This is a genomic window from Streptomyces sp. NPDC058683 (assembly GCF_042716195.1).
GTDB lineage: Bacteria > Actinomycetota > Actinomycetes > Streptomycetales > Streptomycetaceae > Streptomyces.
In genome coordinates, this window is the sequence record NZ_JBHXSK010000019.1 from 98,481 (window position 1) to 121,469 (window position 22,989).

19 protein-coding genes and 1 tRNA gene are annotated in these 22,989 nt (G+C 71.2%); 10 read left to right on the forward strand and 10 right to left on the reverse strand.

From position 1 onward, the window contains the following. Positions 1 to 906: an SDR family oxidoreductase gene (locus tag ACFWXC_RS22135; RefSeq protein ID WP_384481105.1), complete on the forward strand. Its 906-nt coding sequence runs from the start codon at positions 1 to 3 to the stop codon at positions 904 to 906. Between the two features lie 15 nt (positions 907 to 921). Here ACFWXC_RS22135 and ACFWXC_RS22140 read toward each other — a convergent pair whose 3' ends face one another. Together ACFWXC_RS22140 and ACFWXC_RS22145 are read right to left on the reverse strand one after the other, a co-directional pair. Further along, complete coding sequence (locus tag ACFWXC_RS22140; protein ID WP_384481106.1) at positions 922 to 1,812, reverse strand: hypothetical protein; 891 nt, start codon at positions 1,810 to 1,812, stop codon at positions 922 to 924. 149 nt (positions 1,813 to 1,961) lie between these two features. Then, positions 1,962 to 3,713, reverse strand: coding sequence for a beta-galactosidase family protein (locus tag ACFWXC_RS22145; protein WP_384481108.1), 1,752 nt, complete (start codon positions 3,711 to 3,713; stop codon positions 1,962 to 1,964). A gap of 107 nt (positions 3,714 to 3,820) precedes the next feature. Here ACFWXC_RS22145 and ACFWXC_RS22150 point away from each other — a divergent pair, with 107 nt between their 5' ends. The 4 genes from ACFWXC_RS22150 to ACFWXC_RS22165 all read left to right on the forward strand — a co-directional run bounded on the left by ACFWXC_RS22150 (position 3,821) and on the right by ACFWXC_RS22165 (position 8,719). After that, positions 3,821 to 4,693: a helix-turn-helix domain-containing protein gene (locus ACFWXC_RS22150; protein WP_384481248.1), complete on the forward strand. Its 873-nt coding sequence runs from the start codon at positions 3,821 to 3,823 to the stop codon at positions 4,691 to 4,693. Between the two features lie 34 nt (positions 4,694 to 4,727). Continuing rightward, on the forward strand, positions 4,728 to 5,078 hold the full coding sequence (locus tag ACFWXC_RS22155) for a chorismate mutase (RefSeq protein ID WP_384481110.1): 351 nt from the start codon (positions 4,728 to 4,730) through the stop codon (positions 5,076 to 5,078). A gap of 210 nt (positions 5,079 to 5,288) precedes the next feature. Next, positions 5,289 to 7,772: an aminopeptidase N gene (gene pepN / locus ACFWXC_RS22160; protein WP_384481112.1), complete on the forward strand. Its 2,484-nt coding sequence runs from the start codon at positions 5,289 to 5,291 to the stop codon at positions 7,770 to 7,772. Between the two features lie 113 nt (positions 7,773 to 7,885). After that, positions 7,886 to 8,719, forward strand: a complete 834-nt coding sequence (locus ACFWXC_RS22165) for an NAD(P)H-binding protein (RefSeq protein ID WP_384481114.1) — start codon at positions 7,886 to 7,888, stop codon at positions 8,717 to 8,719. 17 nt (positions 8,720 to 8,736) lie between these two features. Here ACFWXC_RS22165 and ACFWXC_RS22170 read toward each other — a convergent pair whose 3' ends face one another. Continuing rightward, a complete protein-coding gene (locus ACFWXC_RS22170; protein WP_384481116.1) occupies positions 8,737 to 9,285 on the reverse strand; it encodes a GNAT family N-acetyltransferase in 549 nt (182 codons plus the stop codon). A 218-nt stretch (positions 9,286 to 9,503) separates the two neighbouring features. Here ACFWXC_RS22170 and ACFWXC_RS22175 point away from each other — a divergent pair, with 218 nt between their 5' ends. Both ACFWXC_RS22175 and ACFWXC_RS22180 read left to right on the forward strand, forming a co-directional pair. After that, on the forward strand, positions 9,504 to 10,862 hold the full coding sequence (locus tag ACFWXC_RS22175; RefSeq protein WP_384481118.1) for a pyridoxal phosphate-dependent decarboxylase family protein: 1,359 nt from the start codon (positions 9,504 to 9,506) through the stop codon (positions 10,860 to 10,862). Continuing rightward, the gene (locus ACFWXC_RS22180) at positions 10,859 to 12,280 is read left to right on the forward strand and encodes a lysine N(6)-hydroxylase/L-ornithine N(5)-oxygenase family protein (protein ID WP_384481120.1); all 1,422 of its coding nucleotides are present in this window, start codon (positions 10,859 to 10,861) and stop codon (positions 12,278 to 12,280) included. Before ACFWXC_RS22175 ends, ACFWXC_RS22180 begins: the two co-directional genes overlap by 4 nt. A gap of 42 nt (positions 12,281 to 12,322) precedes the next feature. Here the strand turns inward: ACFWXC_RS22180 and ACFWXC_RS22185 are convergent, their stop codons facing one another. Then, on the reverse strand, positions 12,323 to 14,128 hold the full coding sequence (locus ACFWXC_RS22185; protein WP_384481121.1) for a bifunctional metallophosphatase/5'-nucleotidase: 1,806 nt from the start codon (positions 14,126 to 14,128) through the stop codon (positions 12,323 to 12,325). Between the two features lie 150 nt (positions 14,129 to 14,278). Between ACFWXC_RS22185 and ACFWXC_RS22190 the strand changes: the two genes are divergently transcribed. Together ACFWXC_RS22190 and pyk are read left to right on the forward strand one after the other, a co-directional pair. Beyond that, positions 14,279 to 14,986, forward strand: a complete 708-nt coding sequence (locus tag ACFWXC_RS22190) for an SIMPL domain-containing protein (RefSeq protein WP_384481123.1) — start codon at positions 14,279 to 14,281, stop codon at positions 14,984 to 14,986. 187 nt (positions 14,987 to 15,173) lie between these two features. Beyond that, positions 15,174 to 16,610 carry a pyruvate kinase gene (pyk, locus tag ACFWXC_RS22195; protein ID WP_384481125.1) on the forward strand — a complete coding sequence of 479 codons (1,437 nt, stop codon included), beginning with the start codon at positions 15,174 to 15,176 and terminating at the stop codon, positions 16,608 to 16,610. 41 nt (positions 16,611 to 16,651) lie between these two features. On the opposite strand, the gene ACFWXC_RS22200 is transcribed toward pyk, so the two are convergent. Continuing rightward, complete coding sequence (locus ACFWXC_RS22200; protein WP_384481127.1) at positions 16,652 to 17,440, reverse strand: helix-turn-helix domain-containing protein; 789 nt, start codon at positions 17,438 to 17,440, stop codon at positions 16,652 to 16,654. 105 nt (positions 17,441 to 17,545) lie between these two features. Then, positions 17,546 to 17,620: transfer RNA gene (locus ACFWXC_RS22205), tRNA-Leu, on the reverse strand. A gap of 99 nt (positions 17,621 to 17,719) precedes the next feature. On the opposite strand from ACFWXC_RS22205, the gene ACFWXC_RS22210 reads away from it, so the two are divergent. Next, positions 17,720 to 18,376 (forward strand): ANTAR domain-containing response regulator, encoded by a 657-nt coding sequence (locus tag ACFWXC_RS22210; protein WP_384481128.1) that lies wholly within the window; start codon positions 17,720 to 17,722, stop codon positions 18,374 to 18,376. A gap of 76 nt (positions 18,377 to 18,452) precedes the next feature. Here ACFWXC_RS22210 and ACFWXC_RS22215 read toward each other — a convergent pair whose 3' ends face one another. From ACFWXC_RS22215 to ACFWXC_RS22230, 4 genes are read right to left on the reverse strand one after another with little or no spacing between them, the layout of a single operon-like run. Continuing rightward, the gene (locus tag ACFWXC_RS22215; protein WP_384481130.1) at positions 18,453 to 19,169 is read right to left on the reverse strand and encodes an ABC transporter ATP-binding protein; all 717 of its coding nucleotides are present in this window, start codon (positions 19,167 to 19,169) and stop codon (positions 18,453 to 18,455) included. After that, a complete protein-coding gene (locus ACFWXC_RS22220) occupies positions 19,166 to 20,077 on the reverse strand; it encodes an ABC transporter ATP-binding protein (protein ID WP_384481132.1) in 912 nt (303 codons plus the stop codon). The genes ACFWXC_RS22215 and ACFWXC_RS22220 overlap by 4 nt, the downstream gene beginning before the upstream one ends. Positions 20,078 to 20,082: 5 nt before the next feature. Further along, a complete protein-coding gene (locus ACFWXC_RS22225; RefSeq protein ID WP_384481134.1) occupies positions 20,083 to 21,933 on the reverse strand; it encodes a branched-chain amino acid ABC transporter permease in 1,851 nt (616 codons plus the stop codon). Between the two features lie 5 nt (positions 21,934 to 21,938). After that, positions 21,939 to 22,871: a branched-chain amino acid ABC transporter permease gene (locus ACFWXC_RS22230; RefSeq protein ID WP_384481136.1), complete on the reverse strand. Its 933-nt coding sequence runs from the start codon at positions 22,869 to 22,871 to the stop codon at positions 21,939 to 21,941. Between the last annotated feature and the right edge of the window lie 118 nt (positions 22,872 to 22,989).

Consider the following 22,989-nt stretch of genomic DNA (forward strand, 5'->3'; position numbering starts at 1 on the left):
ATGAGCGGAATCTGCACGGGCCGGGTCGTGGTCGTCACCGGCGCCGGGCGCGGGCTCGGCCGGGCCCACGCGCTGGCCTTCGCCGCCGAGGGCGCCCGGGTCGTCGTCAACGACCTCGGTGTCGGCCTCGACGGCGTGCCGGGGCCGGACCATCCCGCCGGGGCCGTCGTGGACGAGATCCGCGCGGCCGGCGGCGAGGCGGTCGCGCACGGCGGTGACATCGCGACCACCGCCGGGGCCGCCTCGCTGATCGGAACGGCCGTCGAGACCTACGGCCGGCTCGACACCCTCGTGAACAACGCCGGGTTCCTGCGCGACCGCATGCTCGTCAACCTCGGCGAGGACGACTGGGACGCGGTCATGCGGGTGCACCTCAAGGGTCACTTCCTGCCGCTGCGGCACGCGGCCGCGCACTGGCGGGCCGAGGCCAAGGCGGGCCGCACCCCGGTGGCCCGGATCGTCAACACCAGCAGCGGAGCCGGCCTGCTGGGCTCGGTCGGGCAGGGCAACTACAGCGCCGCCAAGGCCGGCATCGTCGGCCTCACCCTGGTCGCGGCCGCCGAACTGGCCCGCTACGGCGTCCAGGTCAACGCCGTCGCCCCGGCCGCCCGCACCCGTATGACCGAGCGCACGTTCGCCGCGACCATGGCCGCCCCCGGCTCCGGCTTCGACGCCATGGCCCCGGAGAACGTCTCCCCGCTCGTGGTCTGGCTGGGCTCCGCCGCGAGCGCCCAAGTCACCGGGCGGGTGTTCGAGACCGAGGGCGGCCGGATCACCGTCATGGAGGGCTGGCGAGCGGGGCCGACCGCCGACAAGGGAGCCCGCCGGACCCCGGCCGAGGCGGGGGAGACCGCACTGAAACTGCTGGCCGAGGCGGCGGCGCCGGGGGCGGTGTACGGAGCCTGACCGGCGGGCCGGTCTCTACGTGTCGCACTCCAGTACCGTCCGGCACAGCGAGCAGCGGGCCCGGACCCGGCCCCGTACCGGCACCCTGATCCGCTGGTGGCAGGTCGGGCACGGGAACGAGACCCGCAGTCGACCGACGCCGTCGGGGGTGAAGGCGTAGGGGGTGCCGGACTGCGGGGCCGGGGCCGCGGGGGCGTGCCGGCGGTCCCGGGCGTAGCGGCGGCGGCCCGCCCAGCCCGCCGCGGTCAGCGGCGGCTGCTCCTCGTCCCGGCGGGCCCGGGCCATGCCCTTCTCGTACGCCGTGTAGGCCTGCGGGCTGGTGAACCACACGGACGGGTCCTCGTGGAAGACGAGGGAACGCTTGGCCAGGACGTAGCCGAACTCCTCCGGGGTGAGGTAGCCGAGCTTCTGGGACGCCTCCCCGTGCTCCCGGTAGGCGTCGAGCAGCAGCCAGCCCGCGCCCAGGTAGGTGGTCGCCGTGTCCGTGAGGATCTCGTTCGCCGGGGTGCCCGGGAAGGACAGGTCCAGCCGGTGCAGATAGACGTGCATCACCTCGTGGGCGAGGGCCGCGCCGATGTCCCTGCGGTGGGTGCGGAAACGGTCGTTCAGCTCGACGAAGTACTCGGGGCCCGCGGTGAGTTCGACGTTCGCCGCGTGCGTCATCTCCCGGAAGCCGACGATCATCCGGGCGTCCGGCAGCCGGAAGTGCCGGACCATCTCGTGGGCGACCCGCTGGGCGCCGAGGTGGAGGTCGTCGGTGTCGCAGAACGCCACGTCGGCGGGGAGCACGCTGGTGGCGAAGGTCTGGACGGTGTCGTACGACAGGCGCCGGTACAACGCCGTGATGGCGGCCCGCACGGTGTCCAGGTGCGGGTAGCCGTGTTCTACCGGGCCGCCGTTCGCCACGTCACCCCCACAGACGCCGCCGGAGCTTTTTTCCACTGTATGCGGGGGTGGACGAAAACGGGGGCCGGAGGGTTGTTCGGAACCTGCTGGCCGGTGGGGGTTGATCGCGCAGTTCCCCGCGCCCCCGAAGGGGCGCCACCCGCGCGCCCCTAAAGAGGCGCCACCCGCGCCGTTTGCTGCTCAGATCCCTGAAGTTCCAGAACCCACACCTCGTTCTCGCCCTCCCTCAGCACCGGACCCGGCACGTACAGCGACTCCTGCGGGCCCGCCGACCAGTACCGGCCCAGGTTGAAGCCGTTGATCCAGACGAAGCCCCGGGTCCAGCCGGGGAGTTCCAGGCGGGCGTCCCCGGCGCCGTGGACCGTCACCGTGCCTCGGTAGAGCCCGGGCGTGCCGTCCTCCGGGAGCGAGCCGAAGGCAACCGCCTCCACACCCCCCTCGAATGCGTCCAGATCCAGCCCCCGCGCGCGTACCCCGTGCAGGAACTGGCGTTCGTGCAGGAGGCCGCCGGTGATGCCCTTCGTCTCGCCCGAGCGGGGGCCGTAGTTGACGCGGCCCAGGGACTCCACCCAGAGCTCCACGCGCGCGGGGCCGGCGATCGGCTCCTTGAGCTGGGGCTCCTCCTCGGTGAGCACGCCGGCCCGCTCCCCGTCGACGTACACGACGGCCAGATCGCGCAGCCCTCGCGCGGTGAGCGGATACGGCCGGCGGGGTCCCGGCACGTCCGCCGCGTAGCGGACCAGGCCCCGGCCGATGCCCAGCTCCTCGAAGGTGGGCGGGACGGCGTGGACGCGTTCCGGGCCGCCGAGCGCTTCCAGGACGCCGGCCAGGGAGGCCCAGCCGGTGACCGTCACGTCGGCCGCCGCGACCAACCCGGCGGGCGCGGGCGGCGGTTCGGGCAGGGGCCCGGCGTGGTACTCGGCCAGCACCTCGCGGAAGCGCCGGAACTTCTCCGTGGGGCGGCCGTACTCGTCGATCGGCGCGTCGTAGTCGTACGACGTCACGTCCGCCTCCAGCGGGCCCTCGTGCAGGTCGCCGCCGGGCCGGTTGGCGCCCGCCCAGCCGGCGAAGTTGGTGCCGCCGTGCGCCATGTAGACGTTCACGGAGGCCCCGCAGTCGAGGATCTCCCGCAGTGCCGCCGTCGCGTCCCCGGCGTCCCGTACGACGTGTTCGCCGCCCCAGTGGTCGAACCAGCCGCACCAGAACTCCATGCACATCAGCGGGCCCCGCGGCTGGTGCCGGCGCAGGGTCTCGAAGGCCACGCGCGCGTGGGAGCCGAAGTTCACCGTCGCGAGCAGCCCCGGGACCGAGCCGCCGGTGAGCATGTGGTCCTCGGGGCCGTCCGAGGTGAACAGCGGCACGGTGACGCCCTGCGCGCGCAGCAGCTCGGTGAGATGGGCCAGGTAGTCGGCGTCGGAGCCGTAGCTGCCGTACTCGTTCTCGACCTGGACCATGATCACCGGGCCGCCCCGGTCCAGCTGCCGGGGCACGACCTCGGACAGCAGCCGCTGGAACCAGCGGTCCACGTACTGGAGGAAACGCTCGTCACGCGTGCGTGCCCGCGCGCCGAGCTCGCCCGTCACCCAGTGCGGCAGACCGCCGTTCTCCCACTCCGCGCAGATGTACGGCCCCGGGCGCACGATCGCCCACAGGCCCGCCTCCCGCGCCGCGTCCAGGAAGCGGCCGAGGGCCCCGACGTCCTGGAAGGAGCCCGGACGCGGCTCGTGCAGGTTCCACGGGACGTACGTCTCCACGCAGTTCAGCCCCATGGCCCGCAGCAGCGCCAGCCTGTGGTCCCACTGCTCCTCGTGCACCCGGAAATAGTGCAGCGCGCCGGACAGCACGCGTACCGGGCGGCCGTCGAGCAGGAAATCCGTTTCGCCCACCGTGAAGTCGCTCATAGGCTCACCTTGGCCCCCTGGCGGGCGCCGAGACCATGGACAAAGATCGGCAGCAGTTGGACTGAAGAGCCGAGCAGAAGGAGCGCGCAGTGCCGGCAGGGGCGCCGATCTTCCGCACCTGGATGCGGTTCTTCACACCCGGCCCCGTCCACCACCGCCTCGGCCTGGTCTGCCAGGGCGTCGGCCTCCAGTACGGCGCGGTGCCCGCCGTCGGCCCGCGCGTGCTCGACGGGCACGTCGCCGTGGTGATCAGCTCCGGCCGGGGCTGGTACCGCACACCCGACGGGCGCCGTACGCCGGTCACCGCGCCCGCGCTGGTGTGGCTGACGCCGGGCGTCCCGCACCACTACGGGCCCGACCCCGACAGCGGCTGGGACGAGGCCTTCGTGACCTTCACCGGGCCCGACACCGCCACCTACACGGAGCTCGGCTACATCGAGCCCGAGCGGCCCGTGGTGCCCCTGGCGGACGCCGCCGGACCCCGGGACGTCATCGCCCGTATCGCCAGGGCCGCCCGCCGCGGCAACCCCCTCCTGGAGGTCGAGACCGGTGCCGCCGTGCACGAACTGCTGGTCGCCCTGCGCCGCGCGCGTGCCGACCTCGCCCCCGACGGCGACCCGGTGCTGCCGGCGCTCGCCCGGGACGCCTGCACGGGCATGACCGTCGCCGACCATGCGGCCCGGCACGGCATGACCCCGGCCGAGCTGCGTACCGCCGTCCGCCGGATCGCCGGGTGCAGCCCCAAGGACTATCTGATCGGCATCCGGCTCGGCCGCGCCCAGGAACTCCTCGCCACCACCGAGCTCGCCGTCGCCGCCGTCGCCCGCCGCGTCGGCTACGACGACCCGGCCTACTTCTCCCGCCTGTTCACCCGCCGCGTCGGCATGGCCCCCGTACGCTTCCGCGCCCAGCAGAGCCGCGCCGTCCCCGACGACTGGAACGACGCCCTGGACGAGGACGGCCTCGACGAGGGCCCTTAGTGATCACGCGGTCGTCCCCTTAGGGTTGACGCCCATGACCACCAGCAACACCGGTACCGGTGACGTCGACCCTGCCGTCCGCGCCGAGCTCGGCCGGCTGCGCGACAGCATCGACAACATCGACGCGGCCGTCGTCCACATGCTCGCCGAACGCTTCAAGGCCACCCAGCAGGTCGGCCGCCTCAAGGCGGTCCACCGGCTGCCCCCGGCGGACCCGGCCCGCGAGGCCCGCCAGATCGCCCGGCTGCGCGCCCTCGCCGAGAACGCCAAGCTCGACCCCGCCTTCGCCGAGAAGTTCCTGAACTTCATCATCGCCGAGGTGATCAGACACCACGAGTCCATCGCCGAGGACACCGTCGGCGGCCGGCCGGCGGACGCGCACTGACCCGGCCCCACGCCCCGTAGAGCGCCCGGCCCCGCCGGGCCACCGGCGGTTGCGAGGCGCTCGGACAGGTGCTCAACGGCCGGGCCGGCCGCCGGCCGCACCGCGCCCACCAGCGCCGCCCCGTCCCGCCGCACGGCCGGTGAGCGGACATAAGCCGCGTACCGCTCCCGCCTCTGTGCGTTGTCGGTGTCATCGGGCAGCATGGCCCGCATGTCCGTACTGACTCGCGACGAAGCGCAGAGCCGCGCCGAGCTCCTCGACGTCCACCGCTACACGATCGACCTCGACCTGACCACCGGGGACGAGACCTTCGACTCCCGAACAGTGATCAGGTTCACGGCCCGGTCCGACGGCGACACCTTCGTCGAGATGAAGCCCGTCGAACTGCGCGCCGTCAGTCTCGACGGACAGCCCCTCGACCCCGGGGCGCTGGACCAGGACCGGCTGCCCCTGAAGAACCTCACCGCCGGGGAGCACGAGCTGCGCGTCGACGCCACGATGCGCTACTCCCGCACCGGCGAGGGCATGCACCGCTTCACCGACCCCACGGACGACGAGACGTACGTCTACACGCAGCTCTTCCTGGACGACGTACAGCGCGTCTTCGCCGCCTTCGACCAGCCCGACCTGAAGGCCGTCTTCGAGCTGTCCGTCAAGGTCCCCGAGGACTGGACCGTGCTCGCCAACGGGGTCACCGAGCACCTCGGCGAGGGCCGCTGGCGGGCCGCCGCCACCCCGCTGATCGCCACCTACCTGGTCGCCGTCGCCGCCGGCCCCTGGCACTCGGTGCGCACCGAGCACCGCGGCCTGCCCTTCGGCATCCACTGCCGCCGCTCGCTCGCACCGCACCTCGACGCCGACGCCGAGGAGATCCTCGACATCACGCGCGCGTGCTACGACCGCTACCACGAGAAGTTCGAGGAGCCCTACCCCTTCGACTCCTACGACCAGGCGTTCGTCCCCGAGTTCAACGCCGGCGCCATGGAGAACCCCGGCCTGGTCACCTTCCGCGACGAGTACGTCTACCGCTCCGCCGTCACCGACACCGAGCGGCAGACCCGTGCCATGGTCATCGCCCACGAGATGGCCCACATGTGGTTCGGCGACCTCGTCACCCTGAAGTGGTGGGACGACATCTGGCTGAACGAGTCGTTCGCCGAGTACATGGGCTACCAGACCCTCACCGAGGCCACCCGCTTCACCGAGACCTGGGTCGACTTCGGGGTGTCCCGCAAGGCCTGGGGCTACGACGCCGATCAGCGCCCCTCCACCCACCCGGTCGCCCCCGAGGCCGTCGACGACACCGCCGCCGCCCTGCTCAACTTCGACGGCATCTCCTACGCCAAGGGCGCCTCCGCGCTGCGCCAGCTGGTCGCCTGGATGGGCGAGAAGGACTTTCTCGCCGGCATCAACATCCACTTCCGGCGGCACCGGTTCGGCAACGCCACCCTCGCCGACTTCATCGACTCCCTCGCCGCCGCCACCGAACGCGACGTGCACGCCTGGGCCGACGCCTGGCTGCGCACCACCGGCGTCGACACCCTCACCCCGGTCCTGGCCACCGCCCCCGACGGCACCCGCACCCTCACCGTCGAGCGCACCGGCAGCCGCCCGCACCGCGTCTGCGTCGGCGTCTACGACCGGGACCTCGCCGACGAGGGCCGGCTCACCCTGCGCGAGCGCATCGACCTCGACATCCCGCAGAGCGCCCCGCAGGACCTCGGCAAGCGCCCCGCGCTGCTCCTGCTCAACGACGGCGACCTGACCTACGCCAAGATCCGCTTCGACACCGAGTCCGCCAGGACCGTCCGCGCCGCCCTGTCCGGCCTGCCCGACCCGCTCGCCCGCGCGGTGGTATGGAACGCCCTGCGGGACGCGGTCCGCGACGGCGAGCTCCCGCCCGCGGACTACCTGGAGACCGCCCGGGCCCATCTCCCGCGCGAGACCGACCTCGCCCTCGTCCAGGGCGTGCTGGCCTTCACCTCGGTCCATGTCGTCGACCGGTACCTCAGGCCGGAGGACCGCCCGGCCGCCCTCGCCACCGTCTCCGCCCTGTGCCGCGACTTCATCCGGCGCACCGAGGACGGCGACAACCCCGGCCTGCGCCTGATCGCCGTACGGCACTTCATCCGCGCGGCCGCCCACCCCGACGCCATCGCCGCCTGGCTCGCCGAGGGCACCGTGCCGGGCGGGCCCGAGCTCGACCCCGAGCTGCGCTGGCGCATCCTGAGCCGGCTCGCCGTCCTCGGCGCCACCGACGAGACGCAGATCGCCGCCGAGCTGGCCCGCGACCCCAGCGCCAGCGGCCAGGAGGGCGCCGCCCGCTGCCGGGCCGCGCTGCCCGACCCCGAGGCCAAGCGCAGGGCCTGGGAGGCGATGTTCACCGGCGACGACCTGTCCAACTACCTCTTCACCGCCACCGCCCAGGGCTTCTGGCACCCCGAACAGGCCGACCTGGTCCGGGAGTACGTGCCGCGCTACTACCAGGACGCGGCCGCCGTCGCCGCCCGGCGCGGCCCCGCCATCGCCGCCGTCGCCGGCCGCGAGGCCTTCCCCTCCCACGCCGTCGACGCCGAGAACCTCGCCCTGGGCCGGGCCTGTCTGCGCGACGCCGACCCGGTCACGGCCCTGCGCCGCCGCCTGACCGACGAACTCGACGACCTGGAGCGGGCATTGCGGGTCCGCGAGGCGTAGGGCCGCCGACGTAGGGCGACACGGGTGCGGCTGGTCCCTGATGACGATGCGGGGGCCGGCCGCCGCTCCTAGGCTCGGTCGTCAAGAACGGCCAGAGCCCCAAGGAGAGACCTGTGATCGTAGTGACCGGTGCCACCGGCAACGTCGGCCGTGCCCTCGTCGGCCGTCTCGTCGCCGCCGGGCGGCCCGTGCGGGCGCTCACCCGTGCCCCGGAGCGGGCCGGACTGCCCGACAAGGCCGACGTCGTGGAGTTCCGGCCCGACGACCTGGGCGCCCTGTTCGAGGGCGCGGACAAGGTCTTCCTGTACGTCCAGGGCGCCGGCGGCCGGATGCCCGAGCTGCTGGACGCGGCCCGCACGGCCGGAGTGCGGCAGGTCGTCCTGCTCTCCTCCGGGATCATCCGCGAGGGAGCCGACGCGACCCACCCGATCCACGCCATGCACGCCACCGCCGAGCGGCAGATCCGCGACAGCGGCCTCGCCTGGACGTTCCTGCGCCCCAACGCGTTCGCCACCAACGCCCTCCAGTGGGCGCCTCAGATCCGGGCCGGCCACACCGTCCGCGGTGTCTTCGCCGACATGCTCACGGCACCCATCCACGAGGACGACATCGCCGCCGTCGCGGAACGCGCCCTCCTCGACGACGGCCACGAGGGCGCCGTCCACCGCCTCACCGGTCCCGCCGCCACCACCAACACCGACCAGATCGCCGCGATCGGGCGGGCCGTCGGCCGGGACCTGACCTTCGTCGAGGTGGGGCCGGCGGAGGCGGGCCCGCTGCTCTTCCCGCAGACACCGCCGGAGCTGGTGAGGGGCCTCCTGAAGACCTTCGCGGACACCGTCGGCGTCGCTCCCGAGATCACCGCCGCGGTCGAGGAGATCACCGGCAGCCCGGCCCGCACCTTCGAGCAGTGGGCAAAGGACCACACGACCGACTTCCAGCCCTGAAGGCCTGACCAGAGCCCTCAGCCCGCCGCCAGTCGCAGCTCCGCCCGGCGCACGCCTCCTTCCCGGGGTCCCGCGCGCCGGTTGCCCACCTCGGCCGCCCTGGGCGCCTCCGCGCCCAGCGTGAAGCCGAGGCGCTCCAGGAAGCACTCCCCGGACCGCCAGCCCGGCGGCACGCCCGCCGTCACCAGGGAGACCCCCTCGGCATGCGCGAGCAGCGACTCGGCCAGCGCCCGCCCGAGACCCCGGCCCCGCGCCCAGGGCGCCAGCAGGAACAGGCCCACCGCGACCGCGCCGGGCACCGGATGGTTGCGTACCGCGTCCACCAGCCCCGAGACGACCCCGTCCCGCTCCAGCACGAGCAGCACCTTGTCGTCCGGGGCGGCGCCCTCGGGCAGCCCGTAGAACAGGCTCTGCACGTCGCCCGGCCCCGACGGCAGTCCCGTCGCCGCCACGAACCAGTCCTCGCACGCCTCGAACAGGTCGAGGAGCGGCCCCTCGTCCGAGGGCAGCGGCTCCCGCACCAGCACCCGCTCACCGGGCACGTCGATCATCCACGCGTCAACCACCCGACCGACGTTAACCCCGGTCAGCCCCGGTCTCAACGCCCTGTCACCGCCTGCTCCGACGCGCCCCGCGCCCACCGCCCCCGACACGTTTTCCCCGCACGGCAGTACCCACTTTCGGGTTTCGATCGTTGAGCTTTGGGGGCGCGCAGACCCAATCCCGTACAAGCTGGAACTCCCCCCGCGGACAACCCCTTTCGGCCGGCGCCCCGAGGAGACCCATGAGTACGCCGCCTCTCGCATCCGGACCCCAGGGCCCCGACGCCCTGCGGCCCCTGCTCGACACCGTGCTCGACGCGCTGCGCGACGGCGGCCGGGCCCGCGGCGGACCGCTGCCGGCGGGCGGACCGGAGGCGGTGGCCGAGCGGGTCGCGGACGCCGTCGGGGACGTACTCCCGGACGACGGCGACCCCGACGCCCTGCGCACCCTGGTGACCGCCCTCGCGGCGGGCGCGGCCGACCCCGCCGACCCGCTGTGCGCGGCGCATCTGCACTGCCCGCCGCTCGCCGTCGCCACCGCCGCCGACCTCGCCGCGAGCGCCCTCAACCCCTCGCTGGACTCCTGGGACCAGGCCCCGGCGGCCTCCGCCCTGGAAGCCATGGTCACCCGCGCCCTCGCCCATGCCATCGGCCTCTCCGACGCCGTGGTCACCAGCGGCGGCACCGAGTCCAACCAGCTCGCCCTGCTCCTCGCCCGCGAGGCCCTCGGCGGCGGTGTCCGGCTGGTCTGCGGCGCCAACGCCCACCACTCACTGCCCCGGGCCGCCTGGCTGCTGGGCCTGCCCGACCCGGTCGTGGTCCCGGCGCCGAACGGCACCCTCGACCCGGCCGCCCTGCACGCCGCCCTCACCCACCTGCCGAAACCGTTCGTCGTGGCCGCGACCGCCGGTACCACCGACGCCGGCCTCATCGACCCGCTCCCCGAGATCGCGGGCCTGTGCGCGGCCCACGGCGCCCGGCTGCACATCGACGCCGCCTACGGAGGCGCTCTCACCTTCAGCGACCGGCACCGGGACAAACTCGCCGGCCTGGAGCGCGCCCACACCGTCACCCTCGACCTGCACAAACTCGGCTGGCAGCCGGTCGCCGCCGGCCTCCTCGCCATCGCCCGCCCGGCCGAGCTCGGCGTACTCCACCACCGCGCCGACTACCTCAACGCCGACGACGACACCGAGGCCGGCTACCCCGACCTGCTCGGCCGCTCCCTGCGCACCACCCGGCGCCCCGACATCCTCAAGATCGCGGTCACCCTCAGGACCCTGGGCCGCTCCGGACTCGGCGCGCTGATCGACCAGGTGTGCGCACGGGCCCGGGAGTTCGCGGCCCTGGTCCGGGAGCACCCCGGTTTCGAACTCTACGACCGGCCGAACATCAGCACGGTGCTGTTCCGCCCCACCGGAGCCACCGACGACGACATCGCCGGCATACGGCGCAGGCTGCTGCACGACGGCCGGGCCGTCCTCGGCCGGGCCCGGCTCGACGGCCGGCTCTGGCTCAAGGCCACCCTCCTCAACCCCCACACCCGGCCGGACGACCTGGCCGTCCTCCTCAAACTCGTGGAAGGAACGACGCCCCAATGAGCTCGCTGCCCAACCCCCCACACCAGGAGCCGGAAGCACCCCGCGACCTGGTCGGCATCGGCGTCGGACCGTTCAACCTCTCCCTGGCCGCCCTCGCCCACCCGCTCGCCGAACTGGACGCCGTCTTCTACGAGCAGCGCCCCGGCTTCGACTGGCACCCCGGGCTGCTGATCGACGGCGCCACCATCCAGGTCCCGTTCCTCGCCGACCTGGTGACCCTCGCCGACCCCGCCAGCCCCTGGTCGTTCCTCAACTACCTCAAGTCCCGCGACCGGCTCTTCCCGTTCTACTTCGCCGAGCGCTTCCACATCCAGCGCGCCGAGTACGACGCGTACTGCCGCTGGGTCGCCGAGAGCCTGCCCGGCCTGCGTTTCTCGCACCAGGTGGACGCGGTCCGCTGGAACTCCGAACGGGACCTGTTCGAGGTCGACTTCACCCAGCTCGACGCCGAGGGGGAGGCCGAGTCCCTGGGCCGTACCTACACGAAGAACGTCGTGCTCGGGGTCGGCACCGTTCCCCATGTGCCCGACCCGCTCAAGCCCCTGGTGGAGGCACCGGGCGTGCCCGTCGTGCACGCGGGCGACTACCTCGACCACCGCGAGGCCTTCCTCGCCGCCGAGCATGTCACCGTCGTCGGCTCCGGGCAGTCCGGCGCCGAGGTCTTCCTCGACCTGCTGCGGCACCGCCCGGCAGGCCGCGAGAAACTGCACTGGATCGGCCGCAGCGAGGCCTTCGCGCCCATGGAGTACTCCAAACTCGGCCTGGAGCACTTCACGCCCGACCACACCCGCTACTTCCACGCCCTGACCGAGCCCGTCCGGGACCGGCTGGTCGCCTCCCAGTGGCGACTGCACCGCGGCATCGACGCCGACACCATCGCCGCCATCCACGAGGAGCTCTACCGCCGCACCCTGCACGGCGGCTGGCCGGACGCCGTTCTCACACCCGGGGTCCAGGTCCGTACGGCCGGACGCATCGCCACCACCAAGATCGAACTCCACCTGGAACACCTCCAGCAGGGCAGCCGCTCCCGGCTCGCCACCGACGCCGTGGTGCTGGCCACCGGCTACCGCGAGCGCCCCCTGGGCCGGCTGCTCGCCGGACTCGACCCCTATCTGCGCCGGGACAGCAGTGAACGCCCGCGCGTGGACGAGCGGTTCCGGCTCCTCCTCGACCCGTCCGTGACCGGATCGGCATACGTGCAGAACGCCGAGCTCCACACCCACGGCGTCGGCGCGCCCGACCTGGGCCTCGCCGCCTGGCGCAGCGCCACCATCCTCAACTCCCTCACCGGCAAGGAGCCTTACCCGCTGCCCGCCCGCACGGCCTTCACCAGCTTCGGCCTGGAGCGGTCGGAGGAGAGGGTTCCGACGCAGAACGGGCAGCGGCCGAGGCAGCTCACCCCCCTGGCCGACTGAGTGACGGGCGCCGGTCCCAGGACCGGCGCCCGCCGCCCCCCGTCAGAACACCGGCGTGCCGTCACGGGTCAGCTTCCAGTCCGCCGACGCGAAGTCCTTCGGGTCCAGGACGCCCTTGGCGGTCACCCACTCCGCGATCCGGGTGCGGATCTCCGTCGACTCCGACCACAGCTCCTTCGCCGAGGCGACGTGCGGGAAGGCGCCGCCGCCGTTGGCGCGGTAGTTGTTCACCGCCAGCACGAACTGCTGGGCGTCGTCCAGGGCGGCACCGTTGTAGGTCAGGTTCTTGATCCGGGACCCGGCCGCCTGGGCGATGTCGATCTCGTACCCAAGGCCCGAGACATAGTCGTAGTTGTAGTCCGGGCGGTTGTTCGCGTTGGTCAGCTTGTCCACGTCGACGACGGCGCCGGCGGCCGTCTGCACGAAGTACTGCGCGGAGTACTCCAGGTACGCCCGGACCTGAGCGCCCGTCATCAACTTGGCGACCAGCGTGTTGTCGTACACGTACAGGCTCGACAGGTCCCGGATGGTGACCTCGCCGGCCGGGATCTGGGAGGTCCGGGAGAACGGCGAGGCCTGGGCGAGCACCGCGAGCGCGGCGTACTCGGTGCCCGCCAGGGCCGCCTTGACCACGTCCTCCTGGACCTTGGTGATCAGGTCGATGATCGGGGCGTCCTTGTAGCGCGCCTCGACCGTGGTGAGGGTCGCGGTCGCGGTGCCCACGACCTGGTTGACGTACTCGACGACCTTCGCGTGCTCGTCCTTCAGCAGCCGGGTGATCTTCGGGTCGTCGGCGACGGTGTTGGAGTTGCGCAGCGAGGCGGCGACCGACTCCACCTCCCACCCGCCCTTGGAGAACACCAGCTCGATGTCGAAGACGGTGAGGCGCTCGGCATAGCACAGCGGCTCGGAGAGGACGACGGTCTTCCCGGTGGCCTCGTTGGTGACCTTCAGCTCCGGGATCTCCACATGCGCGTGGCCCACCAGGATGGCGTCGATGCCCGGCACCTGCCTCGCCACGTTCGCGGCCGCGTTCTCGACGTACGGCACCTGGTCGCCGTAGGACGAGGTGCCCGAGCTGCCGGAGTGGGCCGAGACCACGACCACGTCCGCGCCCATCGCCTTCAGCCTGGGCACCCACTTCGCGGCCTGCTCCTCGAGACCCGGGAAGGCCAGCTTGCCCTGGACGTAGGCCTTGTCCCAGATCGCGATGCCCGGGTTGGTCAGACCGAGCACGGCGACCTTGACCGGCGGGGCGCCCGGGACATGGAACTTCTTCATGAAGTACGGCGGGAAGGCGGGCCTGAGGGTCTTCGCGTCGACCGCGTTGGCACCGAGCAGCGGGAAGCGCAGCTGGTCCTCGAACCTGCGCAGGGTCTCGATGCCGTAGTTGAACTCGTGGTTGCCGAGCGCCGCCGCGTCGTACCCGATCGCGTTCATGGCCTGCGCCATCGGGTGCACCGGGCCGCCCTTGGCGGTGATCGGGTCGACCTTGGCGTAGTAGTACGCCAGCGGCGTGCCCTGGATGGTGTCACCGGCGTCCAGCAGCAGGGTGTTGCAGCGGCCCTTCTCCTCGCGCACCTGGTTCACCAGGGTCGAGACCCGCGCCAGACCCAGCGCGTTGCCCTTGGCGTCCGTGTACTCCGCGTCCTTGAAGTAGTCCCAGTTGAAGACGTTTCCGTGCAGGTCGGTGGTGCCCATGACGGTCAGGGAGTACCGCTTGGGGTGCTTGGCGGGCCTCGGGGCGGCCTGCGCGGCCTGCGCCGGAGCCGCCGCCGCTCCGGCGACCGCCATTCCCGCCCCGGTGGCGGCGGACTTCTTCAGGAACTTCCGGCGATTCAAGGGCATGTCTTGATCTCCTCGGGAAATGGTCAACGACGCGCGTAGATTCTGTCTTGAACATGACCTACGGCAACAGGTCCGGGAGGTTGCGATCTGGTGACCCGGACTGTGAACTCCACTGCGCACACCCGGGGATGGCGTGACAGAGTGGGGCGTATGACCGCACCCTCGCCCGAGGACCGCCGACCGGCCGGCACACCCGAGGCCCCCCTGCTCGTCGTACGAGGCGAGGCCGAGCTCGAGGTCGAGCCCGAGCTGGCCCGGATCGGCGTCATGGTGAGCGCCCGCGGCCGCGACCGCCGCTCCACCCTGGACGACCTCACCCGCCGCAACAGCGCCGCCCTCGACCTGATCAAGTCCTACGGCGAGGCGGTGGCCCGTCTGTCGACCGGCGCCTTCTCCATCGCCCCCGAATTCGCCGAACGCGGCCGCGGCGAACGGGTCCGCAGCTACCAGGGCCGGGTCCAGCTCACCGCCGAGCTCACCGACTTCACCGTCCTCGGCGAACTCACCACCAGACTGGCCGACTTGGAGCTGACCCGGGTCGACGGCCCCTGGTGGTCGCTGCGCCCCGACTCACCCGTGCACGGCGAGGCCCGGCGGCAGGCGGTCGCCGAGGCGGTACAGCGCGCCCGGGAGTACGCGAGCGCCCTCGGCACCTCCCTGGCCGCCCTGGTCGAGCTCGCCGACACGGGCGCCGACGGTCCTCAGCCGCGCCGGCCGGCTTTCGGCGGCGGGGTCCGCCGAATGGCGGCCGCCGCCGAAATGGCCGAACCCGCCGAGCCCCTCGATCTCGAACCTCCGCAACTGCGCGTGACCGCTCAGGTCAGCGCGCAATTCACGATGGCGCCGCCGGAGCTGTGACCCCGAAGCGAATGTTCGGTATTTCGAATGGATGAGCGCCGGGATCTCCGCATTCAACAAATGCGAGATGCTCATCGGAGCGGGCCACCGCACAATTCAACACTTGTCAATAGGCCTTCACGCAAAGGTTGTTGGGTCGTCATGTACGGCCAATTCTCTACCCGCCGGTAAGGCCTAGGCTCGAAGCATGCGCCGAGCAAAGATCGTTTGTACTCTGGGGCCCGCCACCGACTCGTACGACCAGATCAAGGCCCTGGTCGAGGCCGGAATGGACGTCGCCCGATTCAACCTCAGCCACGGCAACTACGCCGAGCACGAGGAGCGCTACCAGCGTGTCCGCAAGGCCTCCGACGAGACCGGTCGCAGCGTCGGGATGCTCGCCGACCTTCAAGGCCCGAAGATCCGCCTCGGCAGCTTCACCGAGGGGCCGGTACTCCTCGAACGCGGCGACACCTTCGTCATCACCGTCGAGGAGGGCGCCGAGGGCGACCGCCGGCAGTGCGGAACGACGTACGCCGGCCTGGCCGACGACGTCACCCCCGGTGAGCGCGTCCTCGTCGACGACGGCAAGGTCTGCCTGGAGGTCACCCACGTCGACGGCCCCCGGGTGCACACCACGGTCGTCGAGGGCGGCATGATCTCCGACCACAAGGGCCTCAACCTTCCCGGCGTCGCCGTCTCCGTCCCGGCCCTCTCCGACAAGGACGAGGCCGACCTGCGGTGGGCACTGCGCACCGGCTTCGACGTCATCGCCCTGTCCTTCGTGCGCAGCGGCCGCGACGTCGAGGACGTCCACCGCATCATGGCCGAGGAGGGCCGCCGCCTCCCCGTGATCGCCAAGGTGGAGAAGCCGCAGGCCGTCGAGAACATCGACTCCATCGTGGCCGCCTTCGACGGCATCATGGTCGCGCGCGGCGACCTGGGCGTGGAGATGCCGCTGGAGCAGGTGCCGATCGTCCAGAAGCGCGCCGTCAAGCTGGCCAAGCGCAACGCCAAGCCGGTCATCGTCGCCACCCAGATGCTCGACTCGATGATCGACAACTCCCGGCCCACCCGCGCCGAGGCCTCCGATGTGGCCAACGCGGTGATCGACGGCACGGACGCGGTGATGCTCTCCGGCGAGACCAGCGTCGGCAAGTACCCCATCGAGACCGTCCGGACGATGGCGAAGATCGTCGAGGCGGCCGAGGAGGACATCCTCGCCAAGGGGCTGCCGCCGCTGACCGAGAGCAACAAGCCCCGCACCCAGGGCGGCGCGGTCGCCCGGGCCGCCGCCGAGATCGGCGACTTCCTCGGTGCGAAGTTCCTGGTCGCCTTCACCCAGTCCGGAGACACGGTCCGCCGGCTCTCCCGCTACCGCTCGCCGATCCCGCTGCTCGCCTTCACCCCGGAACCGGCCACCCGCTCCCAGCTGAACCTGACCTGGGGCGTCGAGACCTTCCTCGGCCCGCACGTCGACTCCACGGACAAGATGGTCGACCAGGTGGACGAGCTGCTGCTGAAGTACGGCCGCTGCGAGAAGGGCGACGTCGTGGTGATCACGGCGGGCTCCCCGCCCGGCGTCTCCGGCTCCACGAACATGGTCCGCGTGCACCACATCGGCGAGGACGACAGCCCGAAGTAACGGGCGCGGGCCCCTCTGTCCGGCGGAGGGGCCCTTCGCGTTCAGTGTTTGGGGCCTACGTGGAGGTCGAGGAGGGCTACTGACGCTTTGCGCGCGACGGAGATGTTGTACGGATTGCCATGCCGGGTGCAGTGCGTCCACTCGACGCCGAGTTTGTCGAGGGTGTCGGTGTAAAGCCGGCGGATGTCGTCGGAGACGTTGGTGAAGAAGTACCGGGGGTATTCGTAGCGCTTGCGTTCACCGCCCACGAGGCGAGTCGTCCAGTTGGTGATGCGGCAGCCGTCGGAGTGGATGAGGCCGCGGATGAATTTCCAGGGGTGGGCGTCGACGATCGCCTGTTGCCACGGTTGGAGGGTGATGGAGCGCTCGTGTTTCCTGCCGGGGCCGTGTTGGGGGAAGAGGCAGTGCAGGTGCTTCGAGTAGACCTTCACGTTCCGGCAGCCGACCTTGCGGACTCGGCAGACGGAGTTGTCGGGGAAGACGGCGCGCATGGCTGCTTCGCAGTCGTCCATGAGGCCGGGCCATGACTCGTCGCACGTGATCATGAGGTTGGGTACGCGGTGCTCCGAGTACTGGCTGATGTGGCCGTCCCCCAGATAGAGGCCGAGCAGGTAGCTGTACGCCGAGAGGTCCAGGTCCTGGCCGTCGCAACGTGGGCACTTCGGGTCGTGTTTCCCTGGACACTCGCCGCGTTTCGCGCGATCCAGGTGCTTCCAGTAGCCGATGGTGCCGAGTGGGACGTTGAGCCGGTGCGCCACCTCCGCGTTCTTCGCGCCCTCGCGCAGCAGCGTCAGCGCCTGCTGTCGCACCTGTGTGCCATGAAAGAACATGTGCACACTCTGTGAGAGTGAACGCGATGGCGCGCAGCAAAAAGCGGATGTTCACTAGAACGAGAACATCCGCTCCTGGTGTCAACCTTCGACTTGAAGGAAAAGTGCCCCAGGTGGGATTCGAACCCACACTGTCCGCTGTTTGAGAGCGGCCTCTCTAACCGGTTGGAGTACTGGGGCCTTTGAAAAGAAGGAGTTACCCAACCCCTCGGGCCACCACCTTACCGCAGCTAGGTAGGCTCTTGTCAGCAGTACCCCTGCCCTGAACGAGGAGCCCCCGTGACCGCCGCCGAGTCGCCCAAGCCAGTCGACGTACCCGACGACGACAAGTCGCACGTGCCTCCGCTGACGACCCGTGTCGTCATCGCCGAGGACGAGGCCCTGATCCGGCTCGACCTGAAAGAGATGCTGGAGGAGGAGGGGTACACCGTCGTCGGCGAGGCCGGCGACGGTGAGCAGGCGGTCGAACTCGCCCGCGAGCACCGCCCCGACCTGGTCATCCTGGACGTCAAGATGCCCAAGCTGGACGGTATCTCGGCGGCCGAGAAGATCGCCGCGGAGTCCATCGCCCCGGTCCTGATGCTCACCGCGTTCTCCCAGCGCGACCTGGTCGAGCGGGCCCGGGACGCCGGCGCGATGGCGTACCTCGTCAAGCCGTTCAGCAAGAGCGATGTCGTGCCCGCGATCGAGATGGCCGTCTCCCGCTTCACGGAGCTGAAGCAGCTGGAGCAGGAGGTCGCCGACCTCAGCCAGCGCCTGGAGACCCGCAAGCTGGTCGACCGTGCGAAGTCCATCCTGCAGACCGAGTACGGCCTGACCGAGCCGGCCGCGTTCCGCTGGATCCAGAAGACGTCGATGGACCGCCGCATGTCGATGCAGCAGGTCGCGGAGGCGGTCATCGTGGACAGTGACGAGAAGAAGTCCCACAAGGGCTGACCGGCCGTTTGCCGACGACGAGGCCCGCGCTCCGGAGAAGAGGGAGCGCGGGCCTCGTCGTATCGGAACCCGGGTGTCAGTCCTCGCCCAGATAGGCCTTGCGGACCGACTCGTCGTGCAGCAGGTCCTGCCCGCTGCCCGAGAGCACGATGTTGCCGACCTCCATCACGTGCCCCTGGTCGGCCAGCGACAGCGCCGCCTGGGCGTTCTGTTCGACCAGCAGAATCGTCGTGCCCTGGGACTTCAGCTCGGCGATCGTCGACATGATCTTCTGCATCATGATCGGCGACAGTCCCATGGACGGCTCGTCCAGCATCAGCAGCTTGGGCTGGGACATCAGCGCCCTGCCCATCGCGAGCATCTGCTGCTCACCGCCGGAGAGGGTGCCGGCGGCCTGCTTCCGGCGCTCGCCGAGGATGGGGAACAGGGCGTACGCCCGCTCGATGTCCTTCTCGATGCCCGGCTTGTCGTTGCGCAGGAACGCGCCGAGGCGCAGGTTGTCCTCGATGGTCATGCGCGGGAAGATGTGCCGGCCCTCGGGGGAGTGGGCGAGGCCCAGCGAGACGATGTTGTGCGCCGGGATCTTCTTCAGCGACCTGCCGTTGAACCGGATCTGCCCGCCGACCGGCTTGAGCAGCCCGGACAGTGTGCGCAGGGTCGTCGTCTTGCCGGCGCCGTTGGTGCCGATGAGGGTGACGACCTGGCCGGCCTCGACCTTGAAGGAGATGCCCTTGACGGCCTCGATCTTGCCGTAGGCGACCCGCAGGTCCTCTACTTCGAGCAGTGCGGTCATCGGTCGTTCTCCTTGCCGGGCACGGCGTCGGTCGGGGACTCGGCGTTCGCCTCGGCCGCCTCGACCTCGGCGGCCTCCTCGTCGCCGGGCGCGTTCTCGAACGGCTCGCCGAGGTAGGCGGCGATGACCCGGTCGTCGCCCTGCACGGTCGCGCTGTCGCCCTCGACGAGCTTCTCGCCCTGTACCAGGACGGCGACGCGGTCGCAGAGGTTGAAGATGAAGCGCATGTCGTGCTCGATGACGAGGACGGCGATGCCCTTGTCGCGGATCTTGAAGACCAGTTCCTCGGTGGTCCGGGTCTCCTGCGGGTTCATGCCGGCCGTCGGCTCGTCGAGGAGCAGCAGTCCCGGCTCGCTGGCGAGGGCGCGTGCGATCTCCAGCTTGCGCTGCTCGCCGTAGGGCAGGTTGCGTGCCAGGTGCTCGGCCTTGCGCTCCAGGCCGACGAACTCCAGGAGTTCCATGGCCCGGGCCCGGGAGGCCGCCTCGGCGCGGTGGAAGCCGGGGCCGCGCAGCAGGGCCGACCAGAGGCCTTCCTTGGTGCGGGTGTGCCGGCCGACCAGCACGTTCTCCAGGACCGTCATGTTGGCGAACAGCCGGATGTTCTGGAAGGTGCGGGCGATGCCGGCCGCCGTGACCTTGAAGGACTTCGGCGGCAGCACCTGGCCCTTGTAGCGGACCTCGCCCTCGGTGGGGATGTACAGGCCGGTGAGGCAGTTGAAGAAGGTGGTCTTGCCGGCGCCGTTGGGGCCGATCAGACCGACGATCTCGCCGCTGTTGACGGTGAGGTTCACGTTGCGTACGGCGGTCAGGCCGCCGAAGCGCATGGTCACGCCGCGTGCGTCGAGCACGGTCTCGCCGGGGGCGGTGGCCCCGGACGCGGCGTCCTGGACGGTGGTGTCGGTGGTCATGGTGGTCAGGCCCCTGCCTTGGTGAGGACGGCGGGCGCTTCGGCATCTTCGTGGAACTCGAGCTGGCGGCGCCGGTTGGGGATGAGGCCCTCCGGGCGGAAGCGCATCAGCAGGATGAGCGTGACGCCGAAGGCGAAGAGCTGGTAGTCGCCGAGGAACTGGAGCTTGGCCGGGATCAGGTAGAGCAGGGACGCGCCGACCAGCGGGCCGGAGATGGTGCCCATGCCGCCGAGTACCACCGCGGCCAGCAGGAAGGCCGAGTTGGGCGGGACGACGTAGGCGAACTGGTACTGCTCCGGGGTCACGGTGTAGGTGACGTGCGCCTGCACCGAGCCGGACAGGCCGGCGAGGCAGGCACCCAGGGCGAAGGCGATCAGTTTGACCCGGAAGCCGTTGATGCCCATGGCGAGCGCGGCGGTCTCGTCCTCGCGGATGGCGACCCAGGCGCGGCCGATGCGGGAGTCGCTGCTGCGCCGGAAGACGATGACCACGATGAGGGTGATGATCAGCATCAGCAGCAGGTAGTTGGCGAAGCGGCCGATGTTGGAGCCGAGGATCTGGTGCTCGGCGCCGAAGTCGAAGCCGAGGATGTCCAGGTTCGGGATCGACGAGATGCCGTTGGAGCCGTTGGTGACGTCCGGGCCCGAGGTGCCGTCCAGGTTGAGGACGGTGATCCGGAAGATCTCACCGAAGCCGAGCGTCACGATGGCCAGGTAGTCGCCGCGCAGCCGCAGTGTCGGTGCGCCGATGACGACGCCGAAGATCATCGCGACGGCCGCGCCGAGCAGTGCCGACGCCCAGAACGGCCACTGCACGTGCAGCGGGGAGGACGGTGAGCCGGAGACCAGGGCCGCGGTGTAGGCGCCGACACCGAGGAAGGCGACGTAACCGAGGTCGAGCAGGCCGGCGAGGCCGACGACGATGTTCAGGCCGAGTGCGACGGTCGCGAAGATCAGGATGTAGACGCCGATCGTCGCGTACTGGTCGTTGGACTGGGTGAACGGGAAGGCCGCGGCGGCGAGGAAGGCGCCGGCCATGGTGATGTTCCGGTGCTTCCCGGTGATCGCCGAGACGCGGGCCACGATCCCGGCCTTGGAGATGGCGGCGAAGCCGAAGCCGGCGGTGATCAGGAAGCCGATGAACAGTTCGTCGTACGACGTGCCGATGCCGTAGCTGAAGACCCACAGTCCGATGGCCATGGACGCGACGATCACCAGGATCTCGGCCCAGGACGGCAGCGGGCGCGCCGGGGCCGGGGCCTTGGTGGCGAAGGCCGCGCGGAAGGTGTTCCAGTTCTGCCGGGAGTTGTGCCGGAACAGCTCCCAGCCGGTGTCGTCCGGGTCGACCGGGTCGGGCTCAGGTCGCTCGAACGGCAGGGCCAGCGCGCCGACCACGGCGGCGAGCGTGGCGATCGCGACGACGAAGCCGCCCGGGTCCAGGTTGACCACACCGCCGAGTTCGTCGCTGATGGCGATGACGGTGTACCAGGCGGTGCCGAAGGTGCCGAGCGCGGCCATCTTCAGCGCGCTCTCGGCGCTGCCCGGCGTCAGCGCGCCGAGGCCCTTCACGCCGTACGACGCGAGGCCGAACAGGGTGGTGAGGAGTCCGCCGACCAGGACGAGGACCTGCAGGCCGCCCGGGTAGCCGTAGACCGTGAGGTCACCGGGGAACTCGGAGGTCCAGGTCCAGGACATGAACGCGGAGACGACGGCGAGGGCGCCGCCGCCGGTGGCGAGGGCCCGGCCGAGGGGGGTGGGCAGGCCGATGAGGCCGGACGCGGTGGGCGCGGGGGCGCTCTCGGCCGTCGGGGTCCCCGGGGTCTCGGGGGTCTCGGATGCGGTGGTCTCTGTGGTCATCGGTGTCACGCCCTGTCCGCGACGCGTTCGCCGAGCAGACCCTGTGGCCTGAACAGCAGTACGAGGATGAGGAGTACGAACGCCCAGACGTCGGCCCAGGACTGGCTGCCGAACTGGTCCATGCCGGGGATGTCCGAGATGTAGGCGGTCGACAGGGCCTCGGCGACACCGAGGACGAGGCCGCCGAGCATGGCGCCGTAGATGTTGCCGATACCGCCGAGGACGGCCGCGGTGAAGGCCTTCAGGCCGAGCAGGAAGCCCATCTTGAAGTCGATCTGGCCGTACTTGAGGCCGTAGGCCACGCCGCCGACGGCGGCGAAGGCGGCACCGAGGGCGAACGCGATCACGATGATGCGGTCGGTGTTGACGCCCATCAGCTTCGCGGTGTCCGGATCCTGGGCGGTGGCCTGCATGCCACGGCCGGTCCGGGTGCGCATCACGAAGTAGGCGAGGAAGGCCATGCTGAGCGGGGCCACGACCACCAGGAAGATGTCACCGGTCTGGATCGTGACGTTGCCGATGTTGAAGGGGCCGCCCGGGATGGTCGGGAAGGTCCGGGCGGACTTCGCCTCGGGGTACCAGGCCCACACCGCCTGCTGGAGGGCCAAGGAGAGGCCGATGGCGGTGATGAGGGGGGCGAGACGCGGGGCGGTGCGCAGCGGGCGGTAGGCGAACCGTTCCGCTCCCACGGCGACCAGGACGGCCACGATGATCGCGCCCACCAGCATGAGCGGCAGCGCCACCCACATCGAGGTGCCGCCGGGCAGTACATACGCGTAGACCGTGAGCGCGCCGAAGGCGCCGGTCATGAAGATCTCGCCGTGGGCGAAGTTGATGAGCTGGACGATGCCATAGACCATCGTGTAGCCGATGGCGACCAGCCCGTACATGGATCCCAGTAGCAGGCCGTTGACCAGCTGCTGCGGCAGTTCGTTCACCGCATGTCCTCCGAGACGTTCGGAAAGTTCGACGGATGAGGCCGGATGCGAGTCCGCGCGGGCGTCACCTCGGAGCGCGCCCCGCGCGGCGCGGTGCGTGGGCCGGGGGGGGGCTAGG